Below are 11,375 nucleotides of genomic sequence, written 5' to 3' on the forward strand. Positions count from 1 at the left end.
GGCGCGGGCACCGCCACCGCCAACGGCACGACGGCGCCCGCCGGCGCGGGGGCGGCCTGCGGCGGTTGCCAGGCCATCTCCACGGCGACGTCACCCACGCGCACGTTGAGCGTGCTCGGCGGCCGGGGTGAGCTGGCGAGCAGGTCGGCGGCGGCGCCGCGGACCGCGGCGAGCACCTCGTCGACCGTCTGGCCCGGTTCTGGCTCGCCAGGCACGGCACGGGGAAGTCGGTGGGTCATCGTCCTACCTTCCGGTGTGTTGGTTGGTTGGCCCCGAACGCGCGGAACCTGGCCCGGCGTTCGGCGATCAGCTCGGCCGAGGTGAGTGGCAGCAGCGCCCGCAGGCTCTCCAGCAGCGCCGTGCGCAGGTGGTGCCCGGCGGCCACCGGGTCGGCCTGGGTGCCGCCTGCCGGCTCGGGCACGATCCGGTCGACGATGCCGAGCTCGAGCAGCTCGGGCGCGGTCACCCGCAGCGCCTGCGCCGCGCGCGGGGCGGCGGCCGGGTCGTTCCACAGGATCGCCGCGCAGCCCTCCGGGCTGATCACCGAGTACACGGCGTTCGCGCAGATCAGCACGTGGTTGGCGACGCCGAGGGCGAGCGCGCCGCCGCTGCCGCCCTCACCGGTGACCACGCTGACCACCGGCACCGGCAGCGACGCCATCAGCCGGATGTTCTCCGCGATCGCGATCGCCTGGCCGTGTTGTTCCGCCTCCTTGCCCGGGTAGGCGCCCGGGGTGTCGATCAGCGCCACCAGCGGGATGCCGAGCTTGGCGGCCAGGCGCATCAGCCGGGCCGACTTGCGGTAGCCGGCCGGGGTCGGCATGCCGAAGTTCCGCGCGGACAGCTCGGCCGCGGTGTGGCCCTTCTGGTGCCCGACGATCACCACCGGCACGCCGGCGAGCCGGCCGAGGCCGCCGATGATCGCCGGGTCCTGCGCGCCGAGCCGGTCGCCGCGCAGCTCCTCGAAGTCGTCGAGCAGCAGGCCGAGGTAGTCGGTGGTGGTCGGCCGGTTCAGGTCCCGCGCCCGCTGCACGACCTGCCACGGGTCCCGCTCGCCGGCGGCCGGCGTCTCGGTCACCGGCGGTGCCGGCTCCTCGACCGTGAGGTGCCCGTCCCGGCCGGCAGGCGAGCCGATGGCCAGCAGCCTGGTCAGCGTGCCGCGCAGCTCCTGGCGTGGCCGGATCATGTCGATCAGGCCGTTGGCCAGCAGGAACTCCGCGGTCTGGAAGTCGGGCGGCAGGGTCTGCTTGATGGTCTGCTCGATCACCCGCCGGCCGGCGAACCCGAGCCGGGCGCCCGGCTCGGCGATGATCACGTCCGACAGCGTGGCGAAGGAGGCCGCCACGCCGCCGAAGGTGGGGTCGGTGACCAGGGTGATGGTGAGGATGCCGGCCTCGTCGAGCTGGCCGAGCATCGCGCTGGTCTTGGCCATCTGCATCAGGGCGACCGCGCCCTCCTGCATCCGGGCGCCGCCGGAGGCGGTGACGATCAGCAGCGGGATCCGGCGCTCCAGCGCGGTCTCGCCGGCCAGCGTGATCAGCTCGCCGACCGCGCCGCCGAGGCTGCCGCCCATGAAGTCGAAGTCCATCACGGCCACGACCAGCGGGTTGCCCTCGATGCTGCCGGTGGCGCAGAGCACGGCCTCGTCCAGCCCGGTCTTGCGGCGGGCGCCGGCCAGGCGCTGCGGGTAGGGCTGGGAGTCGGTGAACTCCAGCGGGTCGGCCGAGTGCACCGGGAGGTCGAGGATCTGCACGGTGCCCTGGTCGAGCAGCTGGGTCACGCGCTGGCGGGCGTCGACCCGGCCGTGGTGTCCGCAGTCCGGGCATACCCGCAGGCTTCGGCTCAACCGCTTGTCGTAGACCAGGGATCGGCACTGGCGGCAGCTCACCCATTCGGCCGGTGCTGCCGAGGTGGCGGTCCCGGCTGCGTTGGTGGCAGCGGTCACGGCGACTCCTTGGGGCTAGGCGTTGCGTCCGAGATTCGCCCGCGGGCCTCCAAGGGAACTCAAGGATGAGTCGAGTTCGCAGGTGCCGGTGTTGATCAGCCCCGGTTGGTGCGCAGGCCCTCGGCCAGCGCCTCCAGCGCCGGCAGCGCGTCCCGCAGCGCGTCGCTGACCTCGGGCGGGAGGCCGTCCAGGATCTTGATCACGGTCTCGGTGCGCGCCTGGATGATGCGCTCGTGGGCCTGTTTGCCGGCGGCGGTCACCTGGAGCTGCACGGCGCGTTGGTCGGCCGGGTCGGGTAGTCGGCGGATGAGGCCGTCGCCGTCGAGCTTGGACACGATGCGGGAGAGCATCGTCGGGTTGAGGCCCTCGATCTCGGTCAGCTCGGCCAGGCCCATCGGGCCGCGGTGGGCGACCAGGCCGAGTACCGAGGCCTGGGTCGGGGTCAGGTTCTCGCTCGCGGACGACGCGTTGAACAGCCGGGCGAGTCGACCGATGACCCGCCGCAGCCGGGTCACTGCTTCGGCATCCACAACTGCCTCCCGTCGGATCGGTCACAAACCGATTGCTTGCTTGTCGGCAAGCAAATTATTGTCGAAACATGCGGATGCGAAGCGTAGGAGAGACGCAGAGCACCGCATCCGAGCCCGTCGGTCCGGATCCGCTGCCGCGCCGGCACCTGGTGTTCGCCGTCGTGGCGATCGCCCTGTTCATGGCGTCGATGGACCAAACCATTGTCGCCACCGCGCTGAACGCGATCCAGGCCGACCTGGGTGCCGAACTCACCTGGAGTGGCTGGACGATCACCGTCTACTCGCTCGGCCAGATCATCGCCATGCCGATGGCCGGCAAGCTCGGCGACCATTTCGGGCGCAAGCGGGTGTTCCTGGTGGGCATCACGGTGTTCACGCTGGCCTCGCTGGCCTGCGGGTTCGCCAACAACATCTACCTGCTGGTGGGGTTGCGCGCGTTGCAGGCGCTCGGCGGGGGCGCGTTCCTGCCGTCGGCGACCGGGATCATCGCCGACCACTTCGGCCGGCACCGCGACCGCGCGGTCGGCATGTTCACCAGTATTTTCCCGATCGGCACGATCGTCGGGCCCATCCTCGGCGGGGTACTGGTGACCTGGCTGGACTGGCGGGCGATCTTCCTGGTGAACGTGCCGATGGGGGTGATCCTGTTCGTGCTGGCGGCCAAGCTGATCGCGGAGTCGCCGCGCCGGGAGGCCAGCCGGATCGACTTCGGCGGGCTGGTGTTGCTGGCCGTGCTGATGCTCTCGACGATGTACGGGCTGACCAATCTCGATCTCGGGCTGACCAGCCCGTGGTTCCTGGTGCCGGAGGTGTGCGCGGTCCTGTCGGCGGTGCTGTTCGTGCGGCACACGATGCGCCATCGGGCGCCGTTCATCCCGATCCGGTTCCTGCGGGGCCGGTCGTTCGCGGTGATGAACGTGCTGAACCTGCTGTTCGGCGGGGCGGCGATCGGGTTCGGCTCGCTGGTGCCGCTGTATGCCGAGCAGCGGTTTCACCTCGACCCGCTGGCGGCGGGCACGCTGTTGACCGCGCGGGGGGCCGGGATGATCTGCGTGGCCGCGCTGGCGGTGCTCGCGCTGCGGCGGGCCGGGCACCGGATCCCGATGGCCGCCGGCCTGACGCTGATGGTGATCGGACTGGTGGCGATGGCGATGCCGCCGCCGGGGGTGTCCGGGTACGCGTGGCTGGCGTTCTCCGCCGGGTTGACCGGGTTGGGCATGGGCCTGTCGGTGCCGGCGTCGAACAACGCGGGGCTGTCGCTGGCGCCGGATCAGCTGTCCTCGATCGCCGGGCTGCGCGGGATGTTCCGGCAGAGCGGCGCGATCATCGCGGTGTCGGTCACCACGGCGGTCCTGGCCAACAGCACGAACCCGGCGATGACCCAGGCACACGCGTTCGTCGTCCTGGCCGCGCTACTGCTGGCCGCCGTCCCCCTGATCTTCACCATCCCCGACCACCGAGGCAGCTGGTAACCCGCTGGAATCACGGTATGAACTCGTCACCCGTGCTGTATGTCATCACCTGTGGGACGTTGGCCGCGCGTGATGTCGGCAAGCTGGTCGACCTGGCACACGAGGACGGCTGGACGGTGTGTGTCGTCGCGACGCCGATGGCCACGCGCTTCATCGACCAGGCCGCGCTGGAGGCGCGGACCGGGTATCCCGTGCGCAGTGACTACAGGCAACCCGGCACTCCGGACGTCCTGCCGCAGCCGGACGCGCTCGTCGTCGGCGGGGCGAGCGCCAACACGATCAACAAACTGGCCGCCGGCATCTGCGACAACCTGGCGCTCGGGCTGGTGAGCGAAGCCATCGGGCTCGGGACGCCGCTGGCGATCCTGCCGTTCGTGAACACCGCGCTCGCCGCTCATCCCGCCTTCGCGCGCAGTGTTCGCGCGCTGCGGGAGGCCGATGTCGAGGTGCTCCTCGGCGAGGGCGGCTTCGTGCCCAACCCACCTGGTGAGGGTGTGCGGCAGTTGCCGACCTACCCGTGGGCGGCGGCGCTGCACGCGGTGGCACAGCGCCTCGAGGTGGACTCGCGAGGTCAGGGGCGGAGGTCGTAGATGGTGTGGTCGTCGATGGCGGTGGGGGTGTAGGTGGCGGTGATCCAGTCGGTGACCTCGGTGGCGCCGGCGGGGCCCTGGCCTTCGATGTAGTAGGCGATCTGGCCGTTGGCCACGTGTTGTTGGAACTCGGCGAGGGTGGGGGACGGGTCGCTGCCGTTCCAGCCGCCGATGGCCATGACCTCCTTCTCGCTTGCCAGGGCGAGGTTCGCCGCCTCGGTGCCGTTGACGGTGGCGGCGGCCCAGGTGGTGTCGGTGTCTCGGAGCAGGGCGATGACGTCGTCGGTGGTGGTTGCTGGGGGTCCCGTGAGCTGGCCGCCGGCGGTGGGGCCGGACAGGGGGATGGAGCCGGTGTGGCTCTCGGCGGCGGTGGCCACGGCGAACGTGCCGGTGCCGGCCAGCATGACCACGACCGCGGTGGCGGCCAGCCAGTGGGTGGCGGCGCCGACGGCCAGCATGGCGGCCACCAGCACACCGCAGGCGAGGATCGTCCAGCGCAGCCAGGGCAGCCACGATTCGTTGCGGGCCAACAGGATGAACGTCCACACCGCGGTGACCGCGACGATCGCGGCGATGGTCAGCACCGCCGGCCGGTGTGCCCGGCCGCGCCACAGCGCGACGCCGCCGATGCCCAGCGGCGCGGCGATCGCGGGTGCGAGGGCGACCGCGTAGTACGGGTGCACGATCCCGGTCATCAGGCTGAACACCAGCGCGGTGACCATCAGCCACCCACCCCACAACAACAGCGCCGCGCGGGTGTGGTCGGTACGCGCCGCGTGCCGGGTGAACCACAACCCGGCCAGCACGGCGATGATCGCGGCCGGCAACAGCCAGGAAACCTCGGTGCCGAACGCCGCGCCGAACATCCGCCCGGCACCCGCCTCGCCGCCGAAGGCGATGTTGGCCTGTCCGCCACCCCCACCTCGGCCGCCGAAGATCCGGCCCAAACCGTTGTACCCCAGGGTGAGCTCCCACAGGCTGTCGGTGGCCGAGCCGGAGATGTACGGCCGCGAGTCCGCCGGCCACAACTCCACCAGCGCGACATACCAGCCCGCGGCGACCACAGTGGACACCGCGGCCACGCCGACGTGCGCCAGCCGGCGCCCGAGGGAAACCGGTGCGGCGACCAGATAGGCGAGTACGAACGCGGGCAGCACCAGGAACGCCTGCAACATCTTGGTGAGAAAGCCGAACCCGACCAACGCTCCGGCGAGCGCGAGCCACCGCCAACCCGCCTGCTCGATCGCCCGGGTGACCGCGTACGCCGCGGCCACGAGCAACAGCGTGAGCAGCGCGTCCGGCAGGTTGTAGCGGAACATCAGCGTCGCCACCGGGGTCAGCGCGAGCGCGGTGCCCGCGAGCAGCCCGGCCCACGGCCCGGACACCCGTTTCACCGTCAGGTACAGCACGCCCACCGCGGCCACGCCGGCGATCGCCTGCGGGGCGAGCACACTCCAGCTGGAGAAGCCGAACACCCGACCGAACAGCCCGGACAACCACAGCGACGCCGGCGGCTTGTCGACGGTGATCGAGTTGCCGGCGTCCAGCGACCCGAACAGCCACGCCTGCCAGCTCCCGGTCGCGGCCTTGGTGGCGGCGGCGTAGTAGCTGTTGGCCCAGCCGGACGCGGTGAGGTTCCACAGGTACAGCACGGCCGTGCCGGCGAGCAGCAGCCACACCAGCGGCCGGTGCCGCGGTGTCGACCGCTGTTCGACCTCGGTGGTGGCGGTGAGTGTGGCGGTCACAGATGTCCTCGATCCGTTGGGCGGTCAGCGATTGCGGCCGGGGTGGAACACCCAGCCGCGCAGCAGCAGGAAACGCAGCACGGTGGCCGCGAGGTTGGCGCCGACGAGCACCGCGAGCTCAATCCCTCGGCCGGCGTCGGTGAACTGGTGCAGGGCGGCGAGCGACCCGCTGGTGAGCGCGAGGCCGAGGCCGAACACCACCAGGCCCTCGAACTGGTGCCGACCGGCCATCGCCCAGCCGTGCACCCCGAAGGTGAACCGCCGGTTGGCCGCCGTGTTCGCCACGGCCGTCGCCCCGAGGGCGACCAGGTTCGCGCCCTGGGCGCCGAGTCCGGTGCGCAGCGCGGTGAACAACAGCAGGTACGCCACCGTGCTGGCGATCCCGACGGCGGCGAACCGGACCAGTTGGCGTACCAGGCTCGTCGGCACGTCCGCGTCCCGGCCGAGCTGGGCGCGCAGCGCGGTGACCGGGACCCGGCCGGTGGCCAGCGCGCGCGCCAGCCGGGCGATGCCGCGTAGGTCCGCGAGCGCGGTGGCGAGGATGTCCACCCGGCTGTCCTGGTCGTCGACCCAGTCGACCGGCACCTCGTGGATGCGCAGGCCGGACCGTTCGGCGAGCACCAACAACTCGGTGTCGAAGAACCAGCCGGTGTCCGCGACGTGCGGCAGCAGCCTCCGCGCCAGGTCGGCGCGGATCGCCTTGAAGCCGCACTGCGCGTCGGAGAACCGGGTGGCCAGGGTGCCGCGCAGCAACAGGTTGTAGCCCCGGGAGATCAGCTCCCGCTTCGGTCCGCGCACCACCCGCGCGCCCCTGGCCAGCCGGCTGCCGATCGCGAGGTCGGAGTGGCCGGACAGCAGCGGCGCGATCAGCGGTGGCAGCGCGGCCAGATCGGTCGACAGGTCGACATCCATGTAGGCGAGCACGGCGGCGTCGGAGGCCGACCACACCGCGTGCAGCGCGCGGCCCCGGCCCTTCTCCGCCAGGTGCGTCACTTCCACTTCGGACAGTTCGGCGGCGAGCCGGGTGGCCAGCGCCAGGGTCTGGTCGGTGCTCGCGTTGTCCGCGATGGTGATCCGGAACCGGTGCGGGAACCAGCCGGTGAGCGTCTCGTGCAGCCGGCGGACACAACCGTCGAGGTCGCGTTCCTCGTTGTGCACGGGGATGACAAGCTCCAGGACGGGGCGGTCGCCGGTCGGCACGATGGGCTCCCGGCCTGCGCCGGGCAACGTGAGCGTCATGGCGTCCACGTTCGGGGCGCCGGCTTGGCCCTCGGTGTGTCCCGGCTGTGCGGAGCCTGTGAGCTAGTTCGGCAGCCACACGGTGAACTCGGTGTGGCCCGGCGCGCTCGTCACGCCGACCTCGCCGCCGTGCGCGGCCACCACGGCCACCACGATCGCCAGGCCGAGTCCGGTACTGCCGGCCGCGCGGGAACGGGAGGAGTCGCCGCGCGCGAAGCGCTCGAACACCTCCGGCAGCAGGCTGGCCGGGATGCCGGGGCCGTTGTCGGTCACCGTCAGCTCGACCTCGCCGTCCGATCTGGACAGTCCGGTGGTGACGGTCGTGCCGGCCGGCGTGTGCGTGCGGGCGTTGGACAGCAGGTTGCCAAGCACCTGGTGCAGCCGGGCGGCGTCGCCGGTCACGGTGATCGGGTCGGCCGGCAGCGCCAGTCGCCAGTGGTGCTCCGCGCCGGCCACCCGCGCGTCGCTCACCGCGTCGAGCACCAGTCTGGACAGGTCCACTGTGGCGTGTTCGAGCGGCCGGCCGGAGTCCAGGCGGGCCAACAGGAGCAGGTCGTCGACCAGGGTGGTCATCCGTGCGGCCTCCGACTCGACCCGGCCGATGGCGTGCGCCACCTCCGGGGTCGCGTCGCCGCCCCTGCGCACCAATTCGGCGTAGCCGCGCACAGCGGCCAGCGGGGTGCGCAGCTCGTGGCTCGCGTCCGCGACGAACTGCCGTACCCTGGTCTCGCTCGCGTGCCGGGCGGTGAGCGCGTTGTCCACGTGGCCGAGCATGCGGTTCAGCGCCAGCCCGAGCTGACCGATCTCGGTCCGCGGATCGGTGTGCCTTGCCGGCACCCGCTCGGCGATCGCGACCTCGCCCCGGTCAAGCGGCAGCTCGGCCACCCTGGCCGCCGTACGGGCAACGTCCTGCAGCGGTTGCAGCGTGCGGCGCACGATCAGCGCACCCGCGCCGGCCGCGGCCAGCAGGCCGATCAGGGAGACTCCACCGAGGATCCAGCCGGCCGACATCACCGTTCTGTCCACATCGGACATCGGCAGTCCGGTGACCAGCACCCGCCCGTCCGGGAACGCCACCGCGGTGAGCCGGTAGTCGCCGAGGGGGTCGAGGTCTCGGGTGTAGCTCTGGTTGTCGGTCGGGATCGTGTCGAACACGCCGTGCAGGTTCTCCGGGATCGCCCCGAGGTTTCCGCTGGCGAGCTGGCGGGCCATGAACCGGCGGCCGTCCGGGTAGCGCACGGCGGTCAGCGTGCCGGGACCCTGCGCACCGGTCATCTCCGGCTGGTCCGGTCTCGGCAGATCGTTGACCACCGGCGCCCGCTGTCCGCGCGCGCTCGCCTCGGCGAGCCGGTCGTCGAGCTGGTTGATGAGAAAAGCCTGCAGCGCCAACAGGGTCACCGCCACGATGATCACGCAGACCATGGCGAGCAGGATGATCTGCTCGGCGATCAGCCGCCGCCGCAGCGGCCAGGACTCGAACCCGCGCCGCTCAGCCGGCCGGTTTGAGGACATACCCGGCGCCCCGCATGGTGTGGATCATCGACGGCCGGCCGGCGTCGATCTTCTTGCGGAGATAGGAGATGTAGAGCTCCACGATGTTGGCCTGCCCGCCGAAGTCGTAGTTCCAGACCCGGTCGAGGATCTGTGCCTTGCTCAACACCCGGCGTGGGTTGCGCATCAGGTAGCGCAGCAGCTCGAACTCGGTCGCGGTCAGCTCGACCGGCTCACCCGCCCGGTGCACCTCCCGGCTGTCCTCGTCCAGGGTCAGGTCGCCGACGACGAGCGTGGCGCCCGCGCCGGCCTCGGTGATCCCGGTGCGCCGCATCAGCGCCCGCAGCCGCAGGGTGACCTCCTCCAGGCTGAACGGCTTGGTCACGTAGTCGTCGCCGCCCGCGGTGAGCCCGGCGATGCGGTCCTCGACGGCGTCGCGCGCGGTGAGGAACAGCACCGGCAGCGCGGGCGCGTCGCCACGCATGCGGCGCAGCACCTCCAGTCCGCTGAGGTCGGGCAGCATCACGTCCAGCACCACGGCGTCCGGCCGGAACTCGCGCGCGGTGCGCACGGCGGTGGTGCCGTCCAGCGCGCTGCGCACGTCCCAGCCCTCCAGCCGCAGAGCCATGGAGACGAGCTCGGCCAGGGTGGCCTCGTCGTCGACCACGAGCACCCGCACCGGCTGCCCGTCCGGGCGCCGCAGCTCGCTCTTCATGTCGCCATCGTCAGCGCCACCGGTATGGGGACCCTGTGGAAACACTGTGCGTTGACTGAGAGCCACCCGGGTCACAGCGAAGGCCAACGCCGGGCACAGCCAGGGCACAGGAAGCTGCCGGATGTTGGTGGCCATGAACACCGAACAACAACCCGGTCCTGTCCAGCCACCCGCCCCGCCGCCGCCGGAACAGGCGGCCTGGGGCGCGCCGCCGCCACCACCGGAGCAGCGTCGCCGGTGGACGCCCCGGCGGATCGGGGTGGCGGTGGCCGTCGCGGTCGTCATCGCGGCCGGCGGCGGGGTGGCCATCTACGCGGCGAGCGGCTCGGTGAGCGACGAGGCCGGCCTCAGTGGCCCGCAGGGCGGTGGCCGGATCGTCGGCGGTCCGATGAGCGAGCTCGACCACGGCGAGTTCCAGAACGGCGAGGTCACCGCGATCAGCGACACGTCGGTCACCGCCAAGAGCGCGGACGGCTACGAGCGCACCTACACCATCGACGAGGACACCCAGCTGGTCGGCGAGATCGAGGAGGGCGACGACGTGATGATCATGGCCACGGTCGAGGGCGACACCGCGACCGCGGCCACGGTGCTCGACCAGGGCGAGATGGGCCAGCAGCCGCCGCAGGGCGGTCCCCCTCGGCTGGAGCGCAACTGATCGTCAGCAGGGCTCGCCGAGGCCGAGCAGGCCACCGATCCCGCCGAGTAGTCCGCACAACAGGCCGCCGCCGCCCGGTGGGGGAGTCGGCGCCGGCTCGGCCGGTGACTCGGCTGGCGGCTCGGCCGGTAGCGGTGGCTCGGTCGTCGTCGGCGGCGGAGTGGTCGTCGGGGGCGGGGTGGTCGGGGGCGTTGTCGGGGGCGTTGTCGGTGGCGGAGTCGGGGGTGGGGTCGTCGGTGGTGCTGGCGGGGTCGGCACCGGCGGGGCCGGGGTGGCCGGGGGTGCGGGGAGGGCCGCCGGCACGACCGGGCCGGTGGCGGTGATGTCGGTGACCGAGACCGCGCCGTCCTGGTAGACCACCATCCACGCGCGCACCAGCGACAGGTAGCTCGTGGAGTTGTTGTAGGACAGGATCGCGCTGTCCAGGCCGGCCGGGGTGGCGAGGTCCCGGTCGCCGGCGCACAGGTACCGCGCCGCCGCCAGGCTCGCGTCGAAGACGTTGTGCGGGTCGGTCCGGCCGTCGACGTTGCCGTCGGCCTGCCAGCGCGCCCAGGTGCCGGGGATGAACTGCATCGGCCCGACGGCCCGGTCCCACACCGGGTCGCCGTCCAGCGTCCCGCCGTCGGTGTCGCCGATCGCCGCGAACGGGCCGGCGCCGTCGAGCACCGGGCCCAGGATCGGGTGGATCGTCGTGCCCTCCGCGCCGACCTGACCGCCGCGCGCGTGCCCGGACTCCACCTTCCCGACCGCCGCCAGCAACTCCAGCGGCAACCGGCAACCGGGCTGTACGAGGCCGGTGCGGTCGGTGGCGCGCTGGTAGGCGGCCAGCACGGTCGCCGGAATCCCCACGGTGCCGGCGACCCGCGGCCCGGTGTGCACGATCTGCGCGGTGGCGCTCCGCTCGGCCGGCCAGGCCGCGGTGGGTGGGGTGTTGCCGCCCGCGCCAAGGGTGCCGCCTGCCCGGCCCGGCTCGCGCGCGTCGGCCGCGGC

The 11,375-nt window shown here is 72.4% G+C and carries 10 protein-coding genes and 1 pseudogene; 3 read left to right on the forward strand and 8 right to left on the reverse strand.

The window, feature by feature from the left end:
- The 3 genes and pseudogenes from ACYVIP_RS26185 to ACYVIP_RS26195 all read right to left on the reverse strand — a co-directional run.
- Positions 1–239, reverse strand: a pseudogene (locus ACYVIP_RS26185) (hypothetical protein); the annotation flags it as partial.
- Positions 236–1,945 (reverse strand): acetyl-CoA carboxylase, carboxyltransferase subunit beta, encoded by a 1,710-nt coding sequence (accD, locus tag ACYVIP_RS26190; RefSeq protein WP_460400912.1) that lies wholly within the window; start codon positions 1,943–1,945, stop codon positions 236–238. The gene accD and the pseudogene ACYVIP_RS26185, both read right to left, overlap by 4 nt.
- Before the next feature lie 95 nt (positions 1,946–2,040).
- On the reverse strand, positions 2,041–2,475 hold the full coding sequence (locus ACYVIP_RS26195) for a MarR family winged helix-turn-helix transcriptional regulator (RefSeq protein WP_460400914.1): 435 nt from the start codon (positions 2,473–2,475) through the stop codon (positions 2,041–2,043).
- Between the two features lie 68 nt (positions 2,476–2,543).
- Between ACYVIP_RS26195 and ACYVIP_RS26200 the strand changes: the two genes are divergently transcribed.
- Entirely contained in the window at positions 2,544–3,947 is a 1,404-nt protein-coding gene (locus ACYVIP_RS26200) for an MFS transporter (protein ID WP_460400916.1), read from the forward strand.
- 17 nt (positions 3,948–3,964) lie between these two features.
- Positions 3,965–4,537, forward strand: coding sequence for a flavoprotein (locus ACYVIP_RS26205; protein WP_460400918.1), 573 nt, complete (start codon positions 3,965–3,967; stop codon positions 4,535–4,537).
- On the opposite strand, the gene ACYVIP_RS26210 is transcribed toward ACYVIP_RS26205, so the two are convergent.
- The 4 genes from ACYVIP_RS26210 to ACYVIP_RS26225 form a co-directional block, all read right to left on the reverse strand.
- Entirely contained in the window at positions 4,519–6,282 is a 1,764-nt protein-coding gene (locus ACYVIP_RS26210; RefSeq protein WP_460400920.1) for an ArnT family glycosyltransferase, read from the reverse strand. The genes ACYVIP_RS26205 and ACYVIP_RS26210 overlap by 19 nt on opposite strands.
- Before the next feature lie 24 nt (positions 6,283–6,306).
- The gene (locus tag ACYVIP_RS26215) at positions 6,307–7,521 is read right to left on the reverse strand and encodes a bifunctional glycosyltransferase family 2/GtrA family protein (RefSeq protein ID WP_460400922.1); all 1,215 of its coding nucleotides are present in this window, start codon (positions 7,519–7,521) and stop codon (positions 6,307–6,309) included.
- A 63-nt stretch (positions 7,522–7,584) separates the two neighbouring features.
- Entirely contained in the window at positions 7,585–9,033 is a 1,449-nt protein-coding gene (locus ACYVIP_RS26220; protein WP_460400924.1) for a sensor histidine kinase, read from the reverse strand.
- Complete coding sequence (locus ACYVIP_RS26225; protein ID WP_460400926.1) at positions 9,011–9,727, reverse strand: response regulator transcription factor; 717 nt, start codon at positions 9,725–9,727, stop codon at positions 9,011–9,013. Before ACYVIP_RS26225 ends, ACYVIP_RS26220 begins: the two co-directional genes overlap by 23 nt.
- A 133-nt stretch (positions 9,728–9,860) precedes the next feature.
- Between ACYVIP_RS26225 and ACYVIP_RS26230 the strand changes: the two genes are divergently transcribed.
- Positions 9,861–10,385 (forward strand): hypothetical protein, encoded by a 525-nt coding sequence (locus tag ACYVIP_RS26230; RefSeq protein ID WP_460400928.1) that lies wholly within the window; start codon positions 9,861–9,863, stop codon positions 10,383–10,385.
- A 3-nt stretch (positions 10,386–10,388) separates the two neighbouring features.
- Here ACYVIP_RS26230 and ACYVIP_RS26235 read toward each other — a convergent pair.
- A partial coding sequence (locus ACYVIP_RS26235) for a lytic transglycosylase domain-containing protein (protein WP_460400930.1) occupies positions 10,389–11,375 on the reverse strand: 987 nt, incomplete at its 5' end.

The organism is Actinophytocola sediminis (assembly GCF_054779715.1).

Bases quoted from the DNA above. Each gene is read 5' to 3' on its own strand.
- ACYVIP_RS26200 (WP_460400916.1), top strand. From the start codon at position 2,544: ATGCGGATGCGAAGCGTAGGAGAGACGCAGAGCACCGCATCCGAGCCC.
- ACYVIP_RS26205 (WP_460400918.1), top strand. From the start codon at position 3,965: ATGAACTCGTCACCCGTGCTGTATGTCATCACCTGTGGGACGTTGGCC.
- ACYVIP_RS26215 (WP_460400922.1), bottom strand. From the start codon at position 7,521: ATGACGCTCACGTTGCCCGGCGCAGGCCGGGAGCCCATCGTGCCGACC.
- ACYVIP_RS26220 (WP_460400924.1), bottom strand. From the start codon at position 9,033: ATGTCCTCAAACCGGCCGGCTGAGCGGCGCGGGTTCGAGTCCTGGCCG.
- ACYVIP_RS26225 (WP_460400926.1), bottom strand. From the start codon at position 9,727: ATGAAGAGCGAGCTGCGGCGCCCGGACGGGCAGCCGGTGCGGGTGCTC.
- ACYVIP_RS26230 (WP_460400928.1), top strand. From the start codon at position 9,861: ATGAACACCGAACAACAACCCGGTCCTGTCCAGCCACCCGCCCCGCCG.